The organism is Mucilaginibacter sp. P4_D1 (genome assembly GCF_056401935.1).
Genome location: NZ_JBFUIJ010000021.1, coordinates 1 through 25,251, shown reverse-complemented (window position 1 = coordinate 25,251; position 25,251 = coordinate 1). Strand labels below are relative to the sequence as shown.

Genomic DNA, 25,251 nt, shown 5'->3' with positions numbered 1-25,251 from the left:
TGTTTTTGCTAAATTAGGTTTTAAATAAAAAAAGCGGCGCATGGCCGCTTAAATATATTTTTAACAAGGGTATTACCAGCCCGGTGTGAAGCCCAGCCCAAACACAGGTTTTTTAACATCGGTGCGGTTAAAAGGAATAGCCAGGTAAGGCTCCAGTACAAAGGCCCCAAAAACGTTTATCCTTAACGATATGCCCGCGCTTAAAGCAGGTACACGGCCGTAAGTTGTATTAAATACAGGGTTTCCGTTGCTGTCAACTTGTGGTACACCGTTTTCATCCACAACAGCCGTGCGGCTTAAAACCGGAGGGTTTTTCTGAAAATAAATGTGTTCGCCGGCATTCCAGGCCAGGCCTGCGTCAAAAAACAAGTTCAGATCAGTAAACAGGAATTTAGATTTGATTTGTGCCAGCTTTTCGGGCCCGGTAAAGGGCAAGCGTGTTTCAAAATTGAATACCGCCATCCGGCTACCCGATAATTGGTCGATATTAAAACCGTTTGACGACTTGCTATTGTTATTGTAAAAAGTTTGTCCTTCATAACCCCTGATGTAAAAGGGATAACCGATAAATAAGGGGTAAATGCCGTTTGAATCGCCAAAGCGACCATAGCCATAAAAGCGGGCTGCAAAGGTAACCGGCTCAACACGTACGTATTTACGAAGATCGATAGTTGGCGAAAAGAATTTGTAGGTACCAAAATTGTAACCTGCTTCTAATCGGTAACGAAAACCGTTTAGCGGAGCCGTTACTCCAAAAAACGAGTTATCACCAACCAGCGCGGTTGAGAGTTGGAAAAGCGCGTATGATTTTAAATTATAACCCAGTAAGGCCGCTTCGTCCGAATTGGCTACCTTTTTCTTATCTGAATTAAGATAGGTGTAGGTTAATGTTTGTTTGTTATTAGCGTCAACCGCGGTATCAATTTTATAGGTATCGCTATACCTATCCACCCGGTATGAGTTATAGGATGCGCCTGCACTTACTTCAAAACGGTTTGTTTTATCAATAGGGTAGGAGGTGAATACCCTGGCGGCATCTTCAAAATTGTGGATGATATCTGTATTTTGAGATAATACTTTTACGTTTTTGCCGCCTACGTTTTGAACCGGGAGTGTTTCGGTTTGTATACCAAACAGGTAAGGGATATGCGATATTCCTGTGCCCAAATTCCATCGGCCGGTTTGGTTTACATAAGTTACGGCTGCGCCTGAGTCATAAATCTGACCGTTTACCGATGCGGCCGCAAAGATTTGATTCCGGCCCAGTATATCGCTGAAAACACCCTGGATACCGCTTGACAGGCTGGTGCCGTAAAAGCTGCTTACGCCAATGCCAACACCGCTGCCTGCCAGGTAATCAAGCTTAAACTTAGGGCGGTACGGGATTTCTTTAACAGAATCGGTTGGTATTTTACGGTAGGCCAGGAAATTGTTCAGGTTTGAATTGATCAGATCAACACCTACGGCACGGGGCGGGGGCAGCATAGCCGCGCCGAAATCTACAGCCTGGGGTTGTAAAGTAATTGGTTTAAACGCTGATGCTTTGGCATTATACAGGGCGTATTTTTGTGCCCGGTAGTAGGAGTAAACCACATCATCATTAGCAGACACACTTAATGCCGGAGAAAACTCGGTGATGCCGCAGATTCCGGTAAACAGGTCGGTCATTTGTTCAACCTGGCCTGTACTGATGGTGTATCGGTACATATTGCGGAAACCATCCCGGTTGGACAGGAAGTAGATCTGAGTTCCATCGGCCGAGTATTGCGGGTTTAAATTGTTAGCCCCGTTAAATATTTTGATATCGGTTACTTTGCCGGTTGCCAGGTCAAGTTCGGCCAGATTAAAGGTGATCGCCTGTTCTAACGATTGGTCATAAGTGGAGCGATCACTTGAAAACAGAACTTTTTTGCCGTCTCGGGAATAGGTTGGCTGGTAATCGGTATACTTATCGTTGGTGAGCTGCGTAACCTTTTTTGTATCGAAGTTATAGGAGTACAAATCGCTTTGGCCTTCAACAAGGCCGGTAAAAACAATATCCTTACCATTGGGCGACCAGGAGAGGTTACTAAATTGCTCTGCCTGCTCCATTGATACATCATCAAGGATGCGCCCGTTGTTGATATCAACAACTTCCATACGGTTACGGCCTTTGCTAAACACGCTGAACGCAAACCGCTTGCTATCCGGCGACCAGGCACCGGCCGATTCGATGAAGTTAAACTCATCTATATGCGTGTTGGATACTTTGCTGGTCAGCTTTCGTAAAATTTTACCCGTTCGGGCATCGGCCAGGTAAAGGTCGATACTGAACAAACTTTTGGCAGATAGAAATGCGAGGTATTTACCATCGGGGCTTACCGCAGGGGCAACCACCAGATCGCCGCCGTTGTCTTTATCTACCAGTTTTAAACCAACAGGGTTTTGTACTGTATCCTTTAAAAATGGCTTGTAGGTGCTTTCTATTGAGTTTTTCCACAAGCGGGATAGCGTTTTATCGTCATATCCAAATGTGCGCCTGATGCCATAGGCAAGGCCATAGCGGGCGGTGTTTTTAAAGAAAGGCACAATCACAGTATCCCCATAAGTCGACCCTAAAAATGACCAAAAGGCTTCTCCATAGCGGTAAGGGAAATACTTGTTACTTTCTGTAAGATCGCGAACTGTGGGGATATCATGGTTCAAATAGGCATCCCGCATCCACATGGCCGTGTAAGCATCTTTTTTACCTAACGAGAGATACTCGGCCATGCCTTCTATCATCCATAAGGGGATATTATTGATGTTCTCAAAATTCTCATTCTGATTGCCGCCTAACAGCGCATGGTACTGAAAAGCGTGCACCAATTCGTGCCCTATTACGTGGCGTGTCATTTGGTTTGTTTCCATCACAGGCATCACAACGCGGTTTTTTAAACCCTCGGTAATACCGCCGGTACCTACACCAATTTCGCCGTCAATGGCTGTAGTTTGCTGAAAATCGGGGTGGTTGGCGTATAAAATAATTGGATTGGCTGTTTTGAATGTGTCCTTAAAAACCTGTTGGTGCAGGGTGTACCACAATTCGCTTTCCTGGGCAAAGCGTTTGATCATACTATCGTTTTTAATGTAATAGTAAATTTCGAAATGCGGTGTTTTATAAACTTTAAACTTTAGGTTTTTGTACCGTACCTTATTTTGGCCGAAATATTGCGCCCTGGCGCTGTTGCTGATGAGCAGCGAGCAGATAAGGCATACCAATATAAAGCTGAACTTTTTAGCGTTGTTTAACAATGAGTAGGTTTTATTCATAATTCAAACTAAATAGAATACGGCTAATTTAATGAATAATCGGCAGGCTGTAGGGCCTGCCGATTGATATTTGAAACTTGTATATGAACTTTTAATCCCCTTAAAATGCCCTATTTTTGATTGGCGGGCGTTGTTTCGGGGTTCTCCGGCGTACTGGCAGCCGGTGTTGGTATAACGTTGGTGGTATCAATAGGGTTGCTTGTACTATCTACCTCTGTGGTATCAGCGGCAATATGCGGCGACGGACAATTGTAGTTTTTGGTGATCTTGCTCCAAGGTTTTGGGAAAGGCCCGTAAGTATAACCCAGTTTCGGATCGGCATAAACCTTCTCCATAAAGCGGCCAAAAATGGGCAGCGCCGTGTGCGATCCTTCACCGGTTTCGGACGATGTAAAGTGTACGCTTCTGTCATCGGCACCAACCCATACGCCGGTAACCAAGTCTTTTGTTATACCCATGTACCATCCGTCAACATAATCAGATGATGTGCCGGTTTTGCCGCCAATCTGGTTGTCCTTTTTCCAAAGCCCATTATATTCCCATAAGGCCTGCGAGGTTCCTCCTGGTTCTTCCATACCACCACGGAACATATAAAGCATCAGCCAGGCGGTTTCTTCGCTCAATACTTTTTCTTGTTTCAACTCAAATTCGTCAATTACATTACCCTGCTGGTCTGTTATTTTAGTTACYAGTAATGGATCTATCTTTTGGCCTTTATTCAGGAATGTGCTGTATGCACGTACCATTTCATAAACAGAAACATCATTGGAACCTAATGACACCGAGGGGACCGATTTTAAAGGGCTTTCGATACCACATTTGTGCGCGTACTGTACAATTTTATCCCATCCAACTTTTTCGGTAAGCTGGGCTGTAATGGAATTTACCGATTTACCCATAGCCCACCTTAGCGACATTTCCTGGTACGAAAAGTGAAAATCGGCATTATTGGGTTGCCATACTTCGTCTTTACCGTTGTCTTTATATTTTATGGTTACAGGCTGATCTGTGAATTTATCGCAGGGGGTATAGCCGTTATCAAGCGCAGTTAAATAGGCAAATGGCTTAAAGGTAGATCCCGCCTGCCTTCTTGATTGATTTACATGATCGTAGTTGAAAAAACGATGGTCGATACCGCCAATCCAAACCTTTATTTTGCCTGTTGATGGTTCAAGGGTCATCATGCCGGTATTTAACAGCTTGGCGTAATATTTAATAGAGTCGATGGTTGAAAAAATGGTATCCTGCTCGCCGTGCCAGGTAAAAACGGTCATCCGTTTTTTGGTTTTAAAGTACTCGCTTATTTTTACCGTATCACCGCCAAATTTTTTATCCAGCAATTTGTAAATAGGCAGTTTTTGCTCATTTTTTAAAATGAAATCTTTGATTTCGACACCTTTTGAATCGCGCCATGGGTTTTTATTGCCCCATAGGTTGTAAAAACGCTTTTGCAGCATTTTCATTTTTTCGGCAACGGCTTCTTCGGCATATTGCTGCATCCGCGAATCTATGGTGGTGTAAATCTTCAATCCATCTTCATAAAGGTCATATCCATTTTCTTTACACCATTTATCAAGCCACTTTTCAACCGCACGGCGAAGGTATGAGTCGCCATGCGAATCCTCTTCTACATAGCTTAAATCGAGTTTTATGGGCGATAGTGAACTGCTTGTATATTGTTCTTTGGTAATTGACCCATTTTTTAGCATCTGACCTAATACCGTATTTCTGCGTTCCGTAGCACGTTCGGGGTTGCGGATAGGATTATAGCTGGATGTGGCTTTCAGCATGCCTATAAGCAAAGCGGCTTCACCGGGACTAACCTGGTCTGGCTGTTTGTTAAAGTATTTTAACGTGGCTGTTTTTATGCCAAAAGTGTTGTTGCCAAAAGGCACAGTATTAAAATATAGTTCAAGAATTTTTTGCTTGCTATATACGTGTTCAATTTTAAAGGCAGTAAGCCACTCTTTAAACTTATATACAACAGTATTTATAAGAGGCACTTTCCGGATAAAGCCCTGGGATTTGCGCTTACGTGTTTCAAAGAGGTTTTTGGCAAGTTGTTGTGTAATGGTACTGCCACCGCGCCGCTCGCCTTTAGCCGTGGAAATCATACTGGTAAAAAACGAATAAAAATCGACACCACCATGACTGTAAAAACGCACGTCTTCGGTCGAGATAAGCGCATTCACCAGATTGGGCGAAATATGCTTTAAATCAACAGGCGAGCGATTTTCTTTATAATACTGGCCTATCAGTTTACCATCGGCAGTAAAAACCTCCGACCCTACAGAAAGTACAGGAGTTTTAATATCCTGCATGTCAGGTGAATAACCAAAAAGCCAAAGGAAGTTGAGCTCTATAGAGCAAAAAAAGATGATAACGAAGTATATGAAGATAACAAGGAATCGCAGAAACCGGTTTCGTATTTCTCTGAACATTGGGTAAAGATGTAAAATTATGGCGCTAAATCATAGCCCGAAACAAATATTAATATGTGTAGTTTATATAAAGCTAAATATATAACAGCCGCCTGCCATTTTATTTAATAAAGGCTAAAATTTCCATAATATAACTTGATGTTACCTTAAACGGGAACTTATATTTAGGTTTGAATAGCGGCGCTGTACATTAGCTAAAATAAACTTTTATTATCAACGCAATTTTAATACCTAAATTTCATGTTAACAACGTGTAAAACAAATTTTTTATCATGAGTAATATCGTCAAAAAGTTTAAAGTCGAAAATGGCAAAGGATTTAAGCTGGGGGACTTCGATCCGGCATATTCCGACGGATTTAAAAAAATCGAGGCCCGAAAGACGTTAAAAGACCTGATAGGCGAAACATTTGACCTGCAGACAGAACTTTATGCAGCCAATAAATACGCCCTGCTCATTATTTTCCAGGCGATGGATGCCGCCGGGAAAGATAGCGCTATTGAACATACATTATCTGGCCTAAACCCGCAGGGCTGCCAGGTTTATAGTTTTAAACAACCCAGTCCCGAAGATTATGAACACGACTTTCTGTGGCGGCATTACCGGTCGTTACCCGAAAGGGGGCGGATAGGTATCCACAACAGGTCGCATTATGAAAATGTATTGGTAACCAAGGTACATCCAGATTTGTTGCTAAAAGAACATTTGCCGGGGATTAATGATGTAAAAGATGTTGATGGGAAGTTTTGGGATAAACGTTACGAAAGTATCCGGGCATTTGAAAAACACCTTACGGATAACGGTACCGTTATTATAAAATTTTATCTGAACGTATCTAAGCGGGAGCAAAAGCTGCGTTTTTTAAAACGGATTGATAACCCCAAAAAGAACTGGAAATTTTCGGCTGCCGATATTCAAGAGCGGGAAAAATGGGGGGACTATATGGATGCCTATGAAAAGGCAATAAAGGAAACCGCTACCGGTGATTGCCCCTGGTATGTAATTCCTGCTGATAAAAAATGGTTTACACGGATAGCCATTTCTACTGTTATTCTTGATACCCTAAAAGGATTAAAGCTGAAATACCCGGTGCTTGAAAAAGAAGAGAAGGATAAATTGGATGAATCCAAAAAGCAATTGGAAAAGGAATAGGCATCCTCTCCAATTGCTTAATCGAATTTTGTTAAATACCCGAAAATATATTTTGTGCAGGTTCGCCAATTAGCGGCATTGGTTTTCTTTCACCCTGCAGCGCGCCAAGCAAGCCAATCAGCCAGATAATAAAAAGCGCAACCCGTATTACCCAAAGTATTGCCGCACCAAATGATAAACCTACCGAAAAAAGTATAGCACCGGCGGCATACGACACAATCATCGACACGATGTGGAATAACAGTGTTTGCCTCATTTGGTAGCTTGCCTGGTAGGTTTTGTTTTTTTGATATAGGGCAAAATAAGCAATAAGCCACCCTATAATGGTAAAATAACTGATGATGCCGGCTAATTTGCCATCATCGCTTGACGAATAGTTGCTCATAGTAAAGAAGATGATTTTAGATGCCAATTAATTATTAAAGCTAACCATATTTGTGATCAAAAGTTTAGTTTGATCACAAATTATTCCACCGTTATTTCATCGGCAAAAATGTACGATTGGCAGCCTTTACTTTCATGCCATTCGGGCAGTGCGCCGTATTGTTTGGCTATGATTTTAATATAGCGGGTGTTTAAATTTAGCGGCGCAGTAAATTCCTGGGTTTGCGAATTCGTATCTTTAATATCTACTTTAGTATTCACCGTGGCTACCAACTTATAATTCCTGCCATCGTCAGATACCCAATATTGAACGTTTTTAGGGAAAACTATCCATGCATTGCTATCTTGTAATGTGCCAATACTAACTTGTTTTACAGGTTTTATGGCACCCATATCAATAATGGCTTCCAAATCTTTGCCCTGGTAGCCCTGCCAGTTGCCCACATGCCAGTTTGCTGTGCCGCGGATGCCATTTATAAGCGATTCGTCGCCTTTATCTGCATAGTTAGGCAGGTATTTATTGACGAGCGTTAGTTTGATGTCTGATCGTAGTTTAATAAAGTTAGCCTCGTCAACAAAGCTGCTTTTACCCTTAATAATTGCTATCGCCTTAACGGTTGTATTCCCGGTAATAGCAATTGGCTTGCTGTAAAGTGTTGAGTTTACTGTAGGGGTTAATCCATCTAATGTGTAATAAATCCCCGCACCTGGGTCGCCACTTTTTATTTGTATGCTGATAGGTTCTTTGAATGATTTGGCGAGTGCTATAATGTAAGGATTAGCCACAATCAAGCTGTCGTTGATTTTTGAAGTTGGGCGTTCCAAATCCTGTACAAAAAGTTTGTTGGCCAGTTTGCCGGCAAACACTTCAAACTCGCCGCCATTGGCCATATCGTCAAAATTGAGGTATAGCTTGTTATAGGTTTTCTTGGCCAGGCTCATGCCCTGCAAATAAATATTGCCTTTGCCTATGCTTGCCCCGGAATTTATTATAGTGAATTGTTTGCCGTTCTCTAAATTAATAACCGCTTTATCAAACTGTGGCACCCCAACCTGGAAAGTCTGCTGCCCGGGAGCAATATTGTAAATACCCAGCGAACTCATGACATACCAGGCCGACATTTGCCCGCAATCTTCATTTCCCGCAAGCCCATCGGGTTTATTGCTGTACTCTTCACGCAGAATCCTGTCTATATAAAATTGCGTTTTCTCGGGCGATGCGGTAAAGTTGTACAGGTAAGCCATGTGATGACTTGGCTCGTTTCCGTGGGCATATTGGCCAATAAGGCCGGCCACATCCGGTATATCACTGCCCTTTAACTTTGATTCGGTAGTAAACAATTCATCCAGTTTGGCTTCGAAAGCCTCTTTGCCACCCATTTTTGCCATCAGGGTTTCTACATCCTGGGGCACCATGAATGAGTATTGCCAGGAATTGCCTTCCGTGTAGTTACCGTTTATCTCGGTAGGGTCGAAGGGAGTAAGCCAGCCACCATTGCTGCGGGCCTGCATAAAACCATTCTGGTTATTGTAAACGTTTTTCCAATACTGAGCACGTTGAATGTATTCGGCGTGGTCGTTAGCATGGTTCAGCATTTTAGCCATTTGGGCTATACACCAATCGTCATAAGCATACTCCAGGGTTTTTGATACCGAAGCATCTTCCTGGTCGGATAATACAGCTCCGTTTTTGCGGTAAATATCCAGTCCAAACTGGTTGCGGTTCACCGCGGCTTTCATTGCGGTAAATGCTTTTGCTGCATCAAAATCCCGGATACCTTTAGCATAAGCATCCACGATAACCGGGATGGAGTGGTTACCTATCATGCAATAGGTTTCGGTACTGGCCAGTGGCCATATAGGCAGTAATCCACCCTGGTCATACATCGCCAGGAATGATTTGATGAAATCAAGAGTGCGTTTTCTATCTATCAGTGTAAGCAAAGGGTTTTCGGCCCGGTAAGTATCCCATAACGAAAAAACGGTATAATAGTTAAAGCCTTGGGCGGTATGTACCTGCTGATCTATGCCCCGGTATTGGCCGTCAACGTCGCTATAAATGTTGGGTGCCAGCATGCTGTGGTATAAAGCCGTGTAAAATATGGTTTGTTTTATACCGGCATAGTCAATGGGTTTCGCCTTTTTACCGGCGGGGGCCGGGCCATAAGGACTGCTAACAGTCCCTTCATCACTAAGTGTCGATTGTTGCGACGAGGATGGGCCGCCGCCTTCAACCTGAATTTTATTCAACTCGGTATTCCAGGTCGCTTTGGCTGCTTTCTGGACCTTTTTAAAATCGAAATCGGGTACTTCTGCGCCCAGGTTTTTCAAGGCACCTTCGGTGCTTACAGCCGAAATGCCCACTTTGGCAATCACCTCTCCGGGATTGTTAAACTGCAGGTACATTTTAATGTTCTTACCCTGCGCTTTGTTTTTTCCTTCCTGTAACTCGTTGTTGCTGGCTATCCCGTAAGTTTTAAATGGTTTAGAGAATTTAGCATAAAAATAAACCTGCTGGTTATTGGCCCAGGATTTTGATTTGCGGTACCCGCGAATTTCGTGGTCATTTACCACTTCAATCCATGAATCCAACACCTCGTCGCGGTGTTGCAGGTCTATAATAATGTTGGCTTTTTCGGCAGCAGGGTAATTATAACGATGTACGCCCACACGGGTGGTGGCCGTTAATTCCACCCCGATATTGTATTTATCCAGCAAAGTTTTATAATAACCAGGGGTGGCTACCTCATTTTTCTTTTTAAAACCAGAACGGTATTCGGTGTTTTTAAACTGTGGCTCGCCGGTTGTAGGCATAAACAACACATCGCAATAATCCGGAATGCCAGTGCCGCTTAAATGGGTGTGCGAAAAGCCATAAACCACTGTATCGGTATAATGATAGCCCGAGCAGCCGTCCCAGCCTTCCAAACGCGTATCAGGGCTTAGTTGCACCATGCCAAAAGGCATTACCGCGCCGGGGTAAGTGTGCCCATGCCCCCCGGTACCAATAAAGGGGTTAACCAATTGGGCGTAATCTTTGTCTTTTCTTTTTTGTGCCGATGCTGGTACAACGAAGGCTAATGATAAAATGATTACAAATAAACGGCGAGGTATAAATCGGATAGCGAACATACAATTAAATACAGTTTTATTATATCACGCAAAATAAAACTTAAATATTACAATGTACGATGGCAATAAATATAATACATAGCCGATGTAGTTACCCAGAAGGCCGAAAAATCTTGTATCAATGAGAAATCAATTTATTTGAGTCTCAATTTTTTTGAGGCTATTGATGCTGCGTTGAACAGGCAAAWTAAAAAAATGGGATTTACTCGCAAAAATCATACTGTCTTTTTTAAACATCGAATCGAAAAATACGGTAGTATAATTCCCTGTATTATCTGTTAGCTTGAGGCTTGTATGATTTGTAACCTGCATTTTAAATGGCTTGCCATCCTTATCGGTTACTTCAATAGAATCAATTCCGTTGTAAAAGTTTTTGCCGTTTTTTAGTAATACGCCTGCAATGCCAAGCCTGAAGTCATAGGCTTCGGTTATCTTTTCCGGGTTAACCTTGTCAAGTTGGCTTGCTAAACTGGCCGGGGTCATGTAATAAGTGGAGCAAGAGCTTGCCAGTACAGCAATACACAATAGGGGAAAGAATATTTTCATAAATGAATAAGGCTTGTGATAAAATTCGTCGAAAATAGGTATTTATCCGGCATGATGCAATGGCAAAAATGCGCGAAACAAAAAAACGCCCGGTTTATTAGCCGGGCGTTTAGTTTAGCAAGGGGTATTATGCGTTGCGTACAACGCCCATCTTTTTCAAAAGCTTACGGTTTTCGCGGCGGTGAACCAGCCGGTGAACGATAGCATATATGATTGGTAATATCAATAACGTTAAAATAGTGGAAGTTACCAGGCCACCAATTACTACAATAGCCAGGGGTTTCTGCGTTTCGGACCCGATACCTGTTGATACAGCTGCAGGCATTAGTCCTATGGCGGCCATCAGTGCGGTCATCACTACGGGTCTTACCCGGCTGATTACGCCGTCTAAAATTGCTTTATCCAACGGAATATGCTCTTCCAGGTTCTTTTTAAATACAGATACCAGGATTACACCGTTTTGGATACACACGCCAAATAAGGCGATAAACCCTATACCCGCAGAGATACTAAAGTTTGTGCCTGTTATATGCAAAGCCAGTATCCCGCCGATTAAGGCGAATGGTACATTCATGATAACCAACGTGGCATCCTTGGCATTGCCAAATGTAATAAACAAGATGAGGAATATTACCAGTAAGCAAATAGGCACTACGTGGGCCAATGTATTTGATGCACGGATCTGGTTTTCAAACTCACCTGCCCAAACATCAGTGTAACCATGCTCAAACGTTACTTTCGAGTGCACTTTGCTTTGTGCCTCGGCTATGGTGCTGCCCAAATCGCGGCCGCGTACCGAGAATTTTACGGCAATATACCGGGTGTTATTATCCCTGTAAATAAAGGCCGGCCCGGTAATAGTTTTGATGGTGGCAATTTCTTTTATTGAAATTTTGGAACCGTTAAGGGTAGGCACCATCAGGTTTTCTATTTTATCCTGGGTATTGCGGTATTGTTGCTGATACCTTATTCTGATATCAAACCTGCGTTCGCCCTCGTATAATTCGGTTGCGGCTTTACCTCCTATAGCCATTTCAATAACTGAGTTGGCATCGGCGGTAGATACGCCATAAAGCGCCATTTTACGTTGATCAAGTTCAATCCTGAACTCGGGCTGCCCCAAATTGCGCAACACGCCAAGGTCTTCAACGCCCTGTACTGTTTTTAAAATTCGCAGTACACTATCGGCTTTTTTATCAAGCGTTTGAAAATCGGGGCCGAATATTTTTACAGCCAGCGCGGCGTTAACGCCTGCAACCGCTTCCTCTACGTTATCGCGGATAGGCTGCGAATAATTGAACACCGCACCCGGGATTTTGCTTAGTTGCTTATCCATTTGGGCAATAAGCTCGTCCCCGGTAATGCCGCTTGGCCATTCATCCTTCTTTTTAAGATCGACCTGGATCTGTACGTCAAAAAAGCCCTTCGGGTCGGTACCGTCATTGGTTCGGCCAACCTGGGCAAGCGTCTGTTTTACTTCGGGAAATTTGTCCAATATCTGCATCATTTTTTGATTGATGCTTTCGGCCTCATTTAATGAAACACTCATCGGCAATTCAGCCTCTACCCAAAGCGCTCCTTCATTTAAATCAGGTAAAAACTCTGATCCCAAAAACCTGGCAGAGAAGAATGTAATTGCCATAAATGCAACCGCAACTATCAAACTCAATTTTTGATTTTTATAGGTGAAGTTGAACATCCGGCGTATGCCGTTCTCGAAAAAGATAACTACGGGGTTGTGTTTTTCCTTTACGTTTTTCTGTAACAGGATGCTGGATAGGGCAGGTACCAGGGTAAGCGTGAATATTAATGCCCCAAGTAAAGCAAAGCCCAATGTATAGGCCAAAGGCGAGAACATTTTACCCTCAACCTTCTGAAATGCAAAAATCGGTATTAAACAGGTGATGATAATCAGCTTGGAGAAGAAGATGGCTTTACCCATTTCTGCCCCTACATTTTTAAACAAACCCAGCTTGGCAAGGCCGTTAAACTTTTGCATGCCTACTTCTTTAGCCTTATGATCAAGGGCGACAAAAATCCCCTCAACCATTACAACCGCGCCATCTATAATAATACCAAAATCCACAGCGCCCATTGATAGCAGGTTGGCGCTCATTCCTTTTATGCGCATACATACAAAGGCAAACAGCAAGGATAGCGGGATGATAATAGCAACGGTAAGGGTTGTACGCCAGTCGGCCATGAACAGGAAGACGATGACCGTTACCAGTATAATGCCCTCGCACAGGTTATGAATAACTGTTTCGGTACAAAAATCCATCAGGTTGGTACGGTCGTAAAATGTATCAATCTTTACATCTTTGGGTAGGATGTTTTCGTTTAGGTCTTTCACCTTGTCGCGGATACGATTTAATACCTCGGCCGGATTCTCGCCTTTGCGCATTACAATGATACCTTCAAGCACGTCTTTCTGCTTGTCGCGGCTCACCTGCCCTAAACGGGGTAGGCCGGCCTCTTTTACATCGGCAATATCTTTTGCCAATATGGGTACGTTGTTTACATTTTTAATGATGATATTCTGGATTTCGTCAATATTATTGATAACCCCGATACCGCGCACTACATAGGCCTGGTCGTTTTTTTCAATCACATCACCGCCCACATTTATGTTGCTTCGGTTTATGGCGGTATAAACATCCAGCGAAGTAAGTCCGTACTTTTGCAATAGGGCAGGGTTAACCGAAACTTCGTAAGTTTTTTCCTCGCCGCCAAAGCTGTTTACATCAGCAACGCCGGGCACAGATTTAAATTGACGATCGAGCACCCAATCCTGAATGGCAGTAAGCTCGTGGATTGATTTGGTACGGCTTTTAAGCGTGTAACGATAAATCTCGCCGGTAGGACCGTATGGTGGCTCAACCTCGGGTTTTACGCCATCGGGCAAATCGGCATTGCCCAGGCGGCTTAGTACCTGCTGGCGGGCAAAAGCGTCATCCACATCATCATCAAAAATGATGCGCACGTACGATAAGCCGAAAGCCGAGGTAGTACGCAGGTTAGCCTTTTTTTGCACCGAGTTTAAAACGGTCTCCATCGGGATGGTGATCATCTTTTCAACTTCCTCGGCGCTACGGCCCGGCCACTGGGCAATAATAATGATTTGGGTATTAGTTACATCAGGAAACGTCTCGATGGGCGTGTTCAGGTAGCTCCACACACCAAGCACAACCAAAACCAGTGTCATAAAAAACACAAAGTAGCGGTGCCTGAGTGAAAAGTAAATTATATTTTTAATGAATTTATTCATCTTTAAAGTATCAAGTAGTTAGTATCAAGTAGCAAGATTCTGCGGTGGTATCAGGTGGTTGGTATCAGGTAACAATTAACTGGCTGGTTCCGGTCTTGATACTTGATACTAACTACTTGATACTTCTTAAAATCAATCTCCCGCTAATGCATCATATAAAAGCAACCCGTTTTTGGAGATCACTTTGTCGCCGGCGTTTAGGCCCGATGCTATATAGGTGATGTCATCCACGGTTTTTATAACGCTTACCTCGCGTACTTTTAAATCGCATTTGCTGTTATAAACCACCACGAAATTTTTGCTGCTATCGAAAATCACCGCTTTTGCAGGGACTGATACCGATGTTGCCGCATCATTATTGGTAATTACTACGTTGGTAAACATTTCGGGTTTCAGCAGCATATCGGTATTGGGTAATACCACTTTTATCTTCATTACCTTGTTATCAGGGTCGAGCACCGAGCTCACCGCATCGATTTTACCTTCGAAAACCTTACCTGGATAGGCCAACGTTGTTACTTTTGCACTGTACCCTGTTTTAACCTTACTGATGTCGGATTCAAAAACGTTAGCCCAAATCCAGACATCCTTCATGTTGGATATCGTGAACATGCTGCCATTGTTATCCTGGCGGATGAAGCTGCCGGTGGTAACATTTTTTTCGACTACATAACCGGTTTCGGGTGCCCTGATAATCAGCGTGCCGCCCGGGTTGGTATTACCACCACCATTAATGGCTATTTGCTGCTGAATTTTATGGTTAGCTGCTTCGGCTTTGTTATAGTTTTCTTTGGCTTCGGTGTAATCACGCTCGCTGGAGATACCGTTTTTGTACAGGTACTCGGCTTGCTCCAACTGGCGTTTTGATATAGCCAGGTCTGATTTTGTGGCTGTTAAGTCGGTATAGTTACCGGCAACATCTGCGCTGCGCATAATAGCCAGGGTTTGACCTTTGGTTACTTTATCACCAAGCGAAACTTTAACATCCAGTATTTGCCCGCTTGAAAAAGGGAAAACTTTGACAACGTTATTTTCGTCATTTGAAACCTCGCCCGATAGGGTAAGTTCATTTTTTATTGCAGTAGTTTTAGCAGTATCAATGGTTATAATTTTTGCCATCGAATCGCTTACGCAAACCTGCTTATTTTCGGCTACGGGTTGCGGCTTGCCCTTGCAGGCGGCAAGCAATAGTAAAGTGGAGATGCCGGATAACAGCGTTTCTCTTTTCATCATTATATATGTTTTATAAGGTGTTTTACGATTTAATTATGGTAGTACCGGTAGCAAAGTTCAGGTCGGCAATGGCCTTTTGCAGGTTGTATTGCTGTTGCAGTATTTTTAGCTTGGTATCCTTATAGGTATCAAAAAAATCGACAAATTCAATCAGGCTGATTTGCCGTTGCTGGAAGCTTTTGAGCATGCTGTTAAACAGTTTATCGTATTGCTCATTAAACTCCAGTTGCTGGGTCGAGAAAAGTTGCTGGTTTAATTTGTACTGATTTACAGCCGCTACCACATCGTTTTTAAGCTGAAGTTCATTCTGTTTCACCGTTACTTCCTGGCTTTGAATATTGTATTTCGCCGACTTAATATTGCCCTGGTTGCGGTTAAAAAAGGGCAGGGGTAAGCCAATTTGCAAGCCATAGTAATTGCGGGCATAACTGCTGTTTTGGTCATAAGCAGCACCGATGGTAACATCGGGTACGGCCAAAGCTTTTTGATATGCCAGGTTATGTGTGGCCGAGCTTAACTGATATTGGTTTGATAAGTAATCGGGCCTGTTTGTTTTAGCCTGCTCAATCAATCCTGGGATATCGAGGGTTACGGTTTCAGCAGGTTTGTCGTTTAGTACAGGATACACAAAAGCTGTTTCCTTGGTTTGTAGCAAGGTTTTTAGTTCGGTTTGTAAATCATTTACCTGGCGGTGATTTTCTACCATATCATTCTGCAGGCCAAAAAGTAATGCTTTAAGGCGGATCAGATCTTTCATGGAGGTATTGCCGGCATCAAATGATTTTTGGATAGCCGCTACCAGGTTCTGGGCCGAGTTGATCTCATTCTGGTAAACTTTTTCCTGGGCGTTTAGTGTAGCTAACTGGCTGAAATCCAGCTGAAGATTGTAGCGTAGGTTGCGCATCAGGTCGGCAAAGGCTGCTTCCTGAACTTTGGCATCGTCTTCGGCCACTTTTACCTGTTTGCCGCGTTTGCCGGCGGTAGCAAATACCTGGCTTAGCTGCACAAATACCTGGCCGCTGTTATTGCCATGGTAAAAGAATTTTTTGCTGCCGCCGTCCCAGATGTTTTGGTCGGTGCTTAGTACGGGGTTATCCCAAAGTTTGGCCTGCTGTATCAGCGCTTTTGATGCCTCAATATTATACTTCTGTGCCAGTAAGGCCAGGTTGTTTTCCAAAAACTGTTTTTCGGCATCCTGGAAGTTAATTTTGAGTGTGTCGGTTTGGGCGGTGGCCCGGTTTGTATTACAGCAAAAAAATACAATTAATAAAAATAGCAGGGTTTTTATTTTACACATAGTCCTCTTTCAATTCAACGGTGCAAAAATTCATAACGGTTATGAATTTTCTATGAAGAGGATGGCCGGGTGAAAATTATATATGCGGATATTAGGGATAAGGTGGTCGCTTTTGCGAGAGTATCCGTTCAGATTGGAAAATGCGGACACGGAGCCGTTGGATGCCAAAATGATGTTAAAAAGCGGGACATTTTACACAAAAAGTAATACTAATGCTTAATAAATACACCGAAAATTTAAAAGAAAATGCAAGTTTTTACAACAAAAATTCATTTGCCAAAAATATGCTGTAATAGGAGCGATGTGATGTAAAAAAACACTCGTTTTATAACAGTTTAGAAACCGATGCGCCTTTGCCGAAACGAAAACTCAAAGAAACTTCATGAGTTGCATTGTTGAAACCACCCAGGTTTGCCGAAGATGTTCCGAATTGATAACTGTACCCTAAACGGACAGATTCTATGTTTATCAATAGGATACCTGCAGCCTGATTGTTGGTACGATAATTTACACCAATACCAAGCTGGTTTTTGATATAAAACGTTCCCGATATATCGCCTACCATCGGAACTCCTTTTGCATAGGATACCAAAGCAGCCGGCTTAAAGCTAAATTCATCAGACAGGTTGGTTATACACCCCGCCGAAAAATAGTAATGATTTCTGAAATTATTGATGTTTTGTACGGAAGCGGTACCAAGGCTGGTTAACGTAAGTTCCGGAAGCGAAAATCCAACATAATACCAGTCGGTATAATAAATAACCCCGAAACCCAAATTAGGCTTAGTTTCACGTACATCGTCCTTGAAAGACGGATCGCCTGAGTCGAGTTCAGAATAATTAGCCGTGTAATTCCGCAGGCCGGCATTTAACGATACACCCAAATAACTGTTTGTTTCCAGTTGAATGGCTTTGGCAAAATAGGCATTAATTTCAAACTGATGCTCTACAGCAAAATTGTCGTTCATTACATTAAGGCCGGCTGCTCCGTTTACGCTTTCTATGGGCAAATTGCCGTTAAAAATTAAGGTTGATGGCGCGCCGTTTATGCCTACCCATTGCTTGCGTGCCAGCAACGTTACCGAGCCCGCCTTATCAAGCAACGAGTAGGCCGGATTAAGCGGCGTCAGGTTTTCGGCATATTGAGTATAACTAAACTGGCCGTTTTGGGCTTTGAGCTGTAAACTAAATCCTATCAAAAAAAATGCAATGCTTAAAAAGCCGGTTATCCTCATATTAATATTTAATGATTAAATAGCCGGTTTTACGTTTCAACTGGCCTTTATTGCGGTATTCCAGCAAGTAATAATAAGTACCCGCATGCTGCATAGCGCCTGTTTTATTTGATCGCCCGTTAAATACCTTACTTGTATTATCATAGCCCGTTGCTTCAAATACAGGTGCGCCGCTGCGGTCAACAATGGTTAATTTATTATCAGGATAAGCTGTAATGCCATCAATGGTAAACACATCGGCAATGCCATCGCCATTTGGCGAAACACCCTGGTGAACGGTTATGCCATCATTTTGCGTGTTGTCTGCAAGGCTCCYTACAACAGCAGGCAGGCTTAGGCTATGTTTATTTACAACTCCAACCAGGGCRGCCGGCCTGGTTATGGTGATGTTGTAGGTTTTAGTGGTTATGCCATCCTGGGCAGTAACCACGGTTGTTACCAGGTTATCGCCCACRTTCAGCGTTATTGTAGCMGGCGAAGCGTTAGTGCCATTTATGGTGAAGGTGGCATTGGGATCGGTTGTTATGGCGGTTAGGGTAACTGTGCCAACCGTATCAGGTACTACTGTTGTATACTCCACATTAGTTGGCGTTGCGCTTACCAAAGCCAGTGCTGAATGAGGATTTAGTACCAATGCGTCTAACCGGGCATTATTTGAACCCACTTTGTTTACTGTAACATAGTAGGTTTTGGTGGTTACGCCATCCGGCGCTGTTACCACGGTAGTTACAATCGTAGGCCCGCTGTTAAGCGTTATCGCACCAGAAGTGGAACCGCTGTTTACCGCAACGCCATTTACCGTTATGGTTGCACCCGGTTGCTGCGCCGTGGGCGTAAACATTACACTGCTCACAGTTGGATTAACAGAGGTAGTGTAATTTACGGTAGTGGTATTTGAGCTGGTAAGAAACAGGGTTGACCCCCAGTTCATGAGCAATGAGCTTAATGTGCCATTGTTTGATCCTGTCCTGTTTACCGTTACATTATAGGTTTTGGTGGTGATACCATCCTGCGCGGTTACCACTGTGGTAATTAAAGTAGGGCCGCTGTTAAGCGTTATTACTCCCGATGCGGAACCGCTGCTAACCGGTACGCCATTTACGGTTACCGTGGCATTTGCATCCTGTGTGGTAGGTTTAATTGTTATGCTGCTGACGGCGGGATCTACGGCGGTTGTGTAATTCACATCATCAGGGCCAAATGCCGGAAACATTGCTCCGGGCGGGTTCATGATCAAGGAGCTTAAGGTGGCATTATTTGATGCCTTGATTACCGTTACAGCATAAGTTTTGATAGTAGTTCCATCTGGGGCAGTTACCAGTACAGTTATTGTGGTAGGGCCGGTGTTCAGGGTTATCGGACCCGAGGCGGAGCCGCTGCTTACGGCCACCCCGTTTACGGTTATTGTTGCACCAGCTTCAACTACTGTTGGTGTAAAGGTAACGGTGTTTATGGAGGGATCTACAGACGTTTTATAATTCACATTGCTTACGGTGGCGCTTGTCAGCAGCAGCGGAGAAGCCGGGCTCAGGATCAACGTGCTTAACGCGCCGCTGTTTGACCCCGTTTTGTTTACCGTTACGGTATAGGTTTTTGTAGCAATGCCATCCGGCGCAGTTACCACGGTAGTTATTAAAGTGGGGCCGCTATTAAGCGGTATGGGAGCCGATGCTGTACCGTTGGTTACCGGTACACCGTTTATTGTAATAGTGCCACTTGGATATGTTGCTGTTGGGGTAAGCGTTACGCTACTGGTTGTTGCGTCGACCCCGGTGGTATAATTTACTGTACCAACTGCCGAACTTGCCAGGATCAGCGGAGAACCCGGGTTCATGGTTAATGAACTTAGCGAAGGATTATTGGATGGGTTTACGGTGATGGTGAAGGTGATAGGTGCGCCTGCACAGCCTGTTCCATAGGTAATAAAATTTCCTGATGATGCTGGTCCCTGACCTACAGGTATGGCGGTTATTACGGCATTTGTTATAGTATTAATAACCGAGACAGTGTTTGAATAATAATTTGCTACATAAACCTTGCTGCCATCTGAATTCACCGATAAACTACCGACATCGGAACCAACAGTAATTGTCGCGATAACGGTATTAGTCGTAGTATTTATAACCGAGACGGTTTTTGAAACAAAATTTGACACATATACCTTGCTGCCATCGGGGCTTACAGAAACGCCGACAGGAGATAAACCAACCGTTATTGTAGCTGCAACAGTATCAGCTGCGGTATTGATCACCGAGACACTGTTTGAATCATAATTTGCTACATAAACCTTGCTGCCATCTGTACTCGTTGAAATACTATTAGGATTACTGCCTACCGGAATAGTATAAAATGTTCTATTGGGGGTGTAAACGACCGATACGCTAGCCCCCAGTGAATTCGATACGTATACCGTGCTGCCATCGGGGCTTATAGAAATGCCGTGGGGAAATGAACCTACCTCAATAGTAGCTGTTACCGTATTTGTTACGGTATTGATCACCGAGACTGAATTTGAGAAAGCATTTGCTACATATACTTTACTGCCGTCCGGACTTACCGTTACACCTTGCGGGTATAGCTCTACTGGAATGGTTGTTATCACAGTATTAGTTATAGTATTGATAACCGACACGGTATTGTCCGTTTGATTTGCCACATACACGCGGCTGCCGTCGGCCGATCTGCCTACGGCTAGCGGCCCGTGTCCCACAGGTATTGTAGCAATCACTGCATCAGTAACCGTGTTGATTACCGAGACATTATTGGAGTTAAAATTTGCTATATATGCAAAGCCTGCCGAAACCGGTGTAACGGTAATGGTAGCTGTAACGGGGCTGCTGCCTGTATTTACGCCCGTAAAAGATGTTATATTCCCAATACCGCTTGCTGCAAGGCCTGCGCCGGGCGTATCATTAACCCAGGTAAAAGTATTGCCTGTGCCTGTAAAGTTAATAGCTGCGGTACTACCGCCGTTTGTAATTGTTTGGTTGGGTATGGTGTTTACTGTTGGCAATGTATTTATTGTTCCGGTTACCGCTACATTTTGGCTGGTTATGCCTGGTGAAGTTAGCGTTACGCTACCTGATATGCTGCCAACCGGCGCTGTTGCCGCCGAGCGTACATAAATTAGGGTGCTATTTACCTTGCCCGCTACTTGTGTAATGGTTACAGCGCTGGCAAATCCGCTGCTGTAGGCAAGTGATACCTCAAAACCTGCTGGGGCTGTAGCTGTAATATTGCCTGTTAAACCATTGCCGGTAACCATAAACCGTTGCGTGTTTAATGAAGCACTGCCTAAACAAGCAGAAATAGTGCCTGCTGCTGTACCGCCATGAATGGCAGGCGGTGTTGGGTTTACGGTAATAGTAAAGGTAGCCGCTGCGCCACTACAGCCTGTTTCGCTTGTGGCAAAGGATGAGGGGAATTTGCCTACAGAGAGATTGGATACTACAGTGTTTGATAATACATTGATCACAGAGACAACATTATTATTGTTTAATACAAACACCTGGTTGCCATCGGCGCTTGGCGATATATCCGTAGGTGATTTGCCTGTCGGGATAGTAGACACCACCGTATTTGACGTGGCATCGATCACGGAAACATTATTAGAATTTGTATTAGCCACATAAACCTTACTGCCATCAGGCGATATACACAGAACACGGGGCTGCGATCCTACAGTAATAGTAGCTATTACTGTATTAGTTACTGCATTGACGACCGATACAGCACCTGAGCCATTTATTATGTAGCAACGACTCCCATCAGGACTAATTGCAAAATAGATCGGATCTGATGCAGGTATGGTAGCCACAACCGTGTTGGTTGAGGTATTGACAACCAAAACACTATTAACACTGGTTCCCAGGTACAAACGACCGCCATCAGGGCTTAAAGATGTAGTATTAACGAAAACTCCCAGATTGATTGTAGTTATTACCGTATTTGTGGCTGTATTGACCACCGAGATGTTTTTTGACGAGCCATTCTCTACATAAACCCTGCTGCCATCAGGACTAACCGCTAAAAAAAACGGAGTTTCACCAACCGTTATAGTAGCTGCTATCGTATTGGTTGCGGTATTGATCACGGATAGAGTGTTGGAGTGTTCATTTGCTACATACAACCGGCTGTCATCCGGGCTTAATACCATGGCTCTCGGAGTTATGCCAACCCTGATCGTAGCCATCACGGTGTTAGTTACGGTATTAATAACCGAGATGTTATTTGAATAATAATTGGCCGTGTACACCCTGGTACCGTCATGGCTTAACGTAACGCCCTGGGGTGTTGTACCTACAGGTATTGTAGCTACAGTTTTATTAGTTGCAATATTGACCACCGAAACATTATCGTAATCTTGATTTGCAGCATATACCATTCCCGTAGATGCCGGGCTTACAGTAATTGTTGCAGTTACCGGGCTGGCAGTTTTATTAACAGCAGTAAATGAAGCGATTTTGCCGGTGCCGCTTGCTGCCAAACCAATGCCCGGAGTATCATTTACCCAGGTAAAGGTATTGCCGGTACCTGTAAAGTTAATGGTTGTGGTAGTATCGCCATTTACGAGGGTTTGATTGGTGATTGGGTCGGCCACCGGCAATGCATTTATTCTGCCTGTTATCGCCACATTCCGGCTTGTGGCTCCTGTTGAACTCAGCACGACGTTGCCTGATATGGTACCGGCAGGTGCAGTAGCCGCCGACCGCACATATATCACGGTATTATTTACCACGCCGCCTGACTGTGTAAGCGTTACATTGCCGCCATAACCGGTGCCGGAGGCAAGTGATAACTCGAAGCCTGTTGGGGCAGTTGCTATTATATTACCTGTTAAACCGGTGCCTGCAACTGTAAACTGTTGCAGGTTCGGGCTTGCCGAAGCGGTACCCTGGCATGCAGAAATATTGCCGGTAACAGTGCTGGCCACAATGGGCAGCGCCGCACTTACTGTACCTGTTACCGCCACATTTTGGGTAAACCCGGTTGAAGTAAGTGTTATATTTCCTGAAATAGAACCAACGGGCGCAGATGCGGCAGATCGAACATATACTGTGGTGTTTCCTGTTACACCCCCTGATTGGGTTATAGTTATGCTGCTGCTGTAACCACTGCCAGCAGCAAGGGACACTTCGACATTTGCCGGCGCCGTAGCAATAATGTCTCCGGTTAAATTAAACCCCGAAACTGTAAACTGTTTAATTTGTGGACTGACAGACGCCGTGCCGGCAAATGCAAAAATATTCCCGGTTACTGCACTTAATGTTACTATTGGTGTTGAACTAATTGTTAAATTCAACGTTGCCGAACTGCTGCCGGAGCTATTGTAGGCCGTGGCAATATAGTTTGTTGCAGGCGATGTAGAAACGGGCGTACCGCTGATAATGCCTGTGGAGGCATTAAAGTTTAAACCGGCTGGCAAAAAAGGGGCTATATAGTATCCCCCCACAGGCTTTATTTTTTCAACTATATACGGAGAAGCGCCTGATCCGGTTGCATATAGATTTCCTGAGGCGTCGGTTGCTATTGCGGTAGGGCTTGACGTAATTCCGATAGTTGTTACAACGCCAGTACCCGCGGATATCTCTTTTATCCTTTCGGTGCCGGAATCAACAAAATACAAGTTGCCTGAAGCATCCACTACCAGGCCGGCTGGACGATTACCGCTTCCGATAAAAACCGGACTACCGCCTCCGGCTGGTATTTCCTGTATTACATTTCTTGATTTCTCTGCAACATATACATTGCCATTATTGTCAACAGCTATGCCGGTTGGCGAACTAAACCCCATTCCCAAAACTATAGTACTTCCCCCACCTGAAGGTATTTTCTTTATATAACCAGTTCCGGTATCGGCCACATATACATTACCCGCTGCGTCTACCGCTATACCCTGCGGCTGACTAAAACTACCTAAATTAACAGGGGTGCCGCTGCCCCCGGGTATTTTCCATAAATTGCTTGACGACACGTAAAAGTTATTTGCACCGTCTATTGCTATGGCGAATAGCTGATTAAAACTGGAGGAAAACACAACCTGTGGGCCGCCGTCGGCCGGTATTTTATATATAGTGGGTTTAACAGTATTGTTGCCGGCATCGGCCACATACACATTGCCCGCAGCATCTACGGCTATACCTACCGGGTTAGCATACCCTGATCCAACGGTAGTTGCGCTGCTGCTATAAGCCGGGGCGGCAACCTGGCTGCTTGTAGGACTCAGCGGGGTAATTGCCACACCTGGCCGGTAAACCTGGGGCCCGCTGTAACTGATCACAGGCACCTGCGCAAATAATTTAACCGACAGGAGAGTTGTAAAAAAAACTATATATAATGCCCTGTAATTCAGTAATCTATAAAGGAATAGTGGAATTGAAAGATGTAGGTTTTTTTTCATAATGTCGGTTTAAAAACAGGAAATTTTAGTAGCAATTAATACCTCTACCACTATATATAAACCGGGAGTCGGGGATAAAAAATAAAACCATGCCCATTTACACCGGTAGGCGTAGCCTATGGCCTGGATTGGTTAACTTTTACCTGTGCTTTTTTTGACTTTTGGTTCCTGGTGCTTGATTCAATTTTTTTTATAAAGTGACTAAGGTCAGATATGCCCTGTTCCTAAAAAGATATAATCCCAAAGCAGCCGTAAAATAACATGGTGTTTTAACTGTTTGATATGCCTTATTTAGAAATAGTTAATATTTTAATCGAAAATACTTAAAATGTTTTGAATCAGGCAGTAATTTTCAAATTTAAAAATGTACGATAAAATAACGAATAACTGAAATAGTTTTCGGGCCAATTGATGCCATGGCTCCGGCGGGATTGCTGAATGCTACAAAGCGCTGTTTTTAGTAACTGATGTGTGTTTTTGCAAAGTCCCGGCCCGCTTTGAGCTGTAAACTAAATCCTATTAAAAAAAATGCAATTCTTAAAAAGCCGGTTATCCTCATATTAATATTTAATGATTAAATAGCCGGTTTTACGTTTCAGCTGGCCTTTATTGTGGTATTCCAGCAAGTAATAATAAGTACCCGCATGCTGCATAGCGCCCGTTTTATTTGATCGCCCGTTAAATACTTTACTTGTATTATCATAGCCCGTTGCTTCAAATACGGGTGCGCCGCTGCGGTCAACAATGGTTAATTTATTATCAGGATAAGCTGTAATGCCATCAATGGTAAACACATCGGCAATGCCATCGCCATTTGGCGAAACACCCTGGTGAACGGTTATGCCATCATTTTGCGTGTTGTCTGCAAGGCTCC

Annotated in this window: 12 protein-coding genes; 1 reads left to right on the top strand and 11 read right to left on the bottom strand. The window is 43.7% G+C overall.

What is annotated here, in order from left to right; genetic code table 11:
• Window positions 1-72 precede the first annotated feature (72 nt).
• Together AC1DV1_RS18010 and AC1DV1_RS18005 are read right to left on the bottom strand one after the other, a co-directional pair.
• Window positions 73-3,291 (bottom strand): tolB protein precursor, encoded by a 3,219-nt coding sequence (locus tag AC1DV1_RS18010; RefSeq protein WP_477361695.1) that lies wholly within the window; start codon window positions 3,289-3,291, stop codon window positions 73-75.
• Window positions 3,292-3,401: 110 nt separating this feature from the next.
• Window positions 3,402-5,732, bottom strand: a complete 2,331-nt coding sequence (locus AC1DV1_RS18005) for a penicillin-binding protein 1A (protein ID WP_477361693.1) — start codon at window positions 5,730-5,732, stop codon at window positions 3,402-3,404.
• A gap of 272 nt (window positions 5,733-6,004) precedes the next feature.
• On the opposite strand from AC1DV1_RS18005, the gene AC1DV1_RS18000 reads away from it, so the two are divergent.
• Window positions 6,005-6,883 carry a polyphosphate kinase 2 family protein gene (locus AC1DV1_RS18000; protein WP_477361691.1) on the top strand — a complete coding sequence of 293 codons (879 nt, stop codon included), beginning with the start codon at window positions 6,005-6,007 and terminating at the stop codon, window positions 6,881-6,883.
• A 31-nt stretch (window positions 6,884-6,914) separates the two neighbouring features.
• On the opposite strand, the gene AC1DV1_RS17995 is transcribed toward AC1DV1_RS18000, so the two are convergent.
• The 9 genes from AC1DV1_RS17995 to AC1DV1_RS17955 form a co-directional block, all read right to left on the bottom strand.
• Window positions 6,915-7,268 carry a magnetosome magnetite crystal formation protein family gene (locus AC1DV1_RS17995; RefSeq protein ID WP_477361689.1) on the bottom strand — a complete coding sequence of 118 codons (354 nt, stop codon included), beginning with the start codon at window positions 7,266-7,268 and terminating at the stop codon, window positions 6,915-6,917.
• 80 nt (window positions 7,269-7,348) lie between these two features.
• Entirely contained in the window at window positions 7,349-10,399 is a 3,051-nt protein-coding gene (locus tag AC1DV1_RS17990) for a GH92 family glycosyl hydrolase (RefSeq protein WP_477361687.1), read from the bottom strand.
• Window positions 10,400-10,528: 129 nt separating this feature from the next.
• Window positions 10,529-10,945: a hypothetical protein gene (locus AC1DV1_RS17985; protein ID WP_477361685.1), complete on the bottom strand. Its 417-nt coding sequence runs from the start codon at window positions 10,943-10,945 to the stop codon at window positions 10,529-10,531.
• Window positions 10,946-11,072: 127 nt separating this feature from the next.
• Complete coding sequence (locus AC1DV1_RS17980; protein ID WP_477361683.1) at window positions 11,073-14,213, bottom strand: efflux RND transporter permease subunit; 3,141 nt, start codon at window positions 14,211-14,213, stop codon at window positions 11,073-11,075.
• Between the two features lie 132 nt (window positions 14,214-14,345).
• Window positions 14,346-15,446 (bottom strand): efflux RND transporter periplasmic adaptor subunit, encoded by a 1,101-nt coding sequence (locus tag AC1DV1_RS17975; protein WP_477361681.1) that lies wholly within the window; start codon window positions 15,444-15,446, stop codon window positions 14,346-14,348.
• Window positions 15,447-15,468: 22 nt separating this feature from the next.
• Window positions 15,469-16,743 (bottom strand): TolC family protein, encoded by a 1,275-nt coding sequence (locus AC1DV1_RS17970; protein ID WP_477361679.1) that lies wholly within the window; start codon window positions 16,741-16,743, stop codon window positions 15,469-15,471.
• A gap of 325 nt (window positions 16,744-17,068) precedes the next feature.
• A complete protein-coding gene (locus AC1DV1_RS17965) occupies window positions 17,069-17,977 on the bottom strand; it encodes a PorP/SprF family type IX secretion system membrane protein (RefSeq protein WP_477361677.1) in 909 nt (302 codons plus the stop codon).
• A gap of 1 nt (window position 17,978) precedes the next feature.
• A complete protein-coding gene (locus tag AC1DV1_RS17960; protein ID WP_477361675.1) occupies window positions 17,979-24,377 on the bottom strand; it encodes a cadherin-like beta sandwich domain-containing protein in 6,399 nt (2,132 codons plus the stop codon).
• 560 nt (window positions 24,378-24,937) lie between these two features.
• On the bottom strand, window positions 24,938-25,251 hold a 314-nt coding region (locus tag AC1DV1_RS17955), incomplete at its 5' end, for a gliding motility-associated C-terminal domain-containing protein (RefSeq protein WP_477361673.1).

What these genes read in the sequence shown, in the direction of transcription:
- AC1DV1_RS17970 (WP_477361679.1), bottom strand. Translation starts at nt 16,743, where the DNA reads ATGTGTAAAATAAAAACCCTGCTATTTTTATTAATTGTATTTTTTTGC.
- AC1DV1_RS18000 (WP_477361691.1), top strand. Translation starts at nt 6,005, where the DNA reads ATGAGTAATATCGTCAAAAAGTTTAAAGTCGAAAATGGCAAAGGATTT.
- AC1DV1_RS17975 (WP_477361681.1), bottom strand. Translation starts at nt 15,446, where the DNA reads ATGATGAAAAGAGAAACGCTGTTATCCGGCATCTCCACTTTACTATTG.
- AC1DV1_RS17995 (WP_477361689.1), bottom strand. Translation starts at nt 7,268, where the DNA reads ATGAGCAACTATTCGTCAAGCGATGATGGCAAATTAGCCGGCATCATC.
- AC1DV1_RS17965 (WP_477361677.1), bottom strand. Translation starts at nt 17,977, where the DNA reads ATGAGGATAACCGGCTTTTTAAGCATTGCATTTTTTTTGATAGGATTT.
- AC1DV1_RS17980 (WP_477361683.1), bottom strand. Translation starts at nt 14,213, where the DNA reads ATGAATAAATTCATTAAAAATATAATTTACTTTTCACTCAGGCACCGC.
- AC1DV1_RS17990 (WP_477361687.1), bottom strand. Translation starts at nt 10,399, where the DNA reads ATGTTCGCTATCCGATTTATACCTCGCCGTTTATTTGTAATCATTTTA.
- AC1DV1_RS18010 (WP_477361695.1), bottom strand. Translation starts at nt 3,291, where the DNA reads ATGAATAAAACCTACTCATTGTTAAACAACGCTAAAAAGTTCAGCTTT.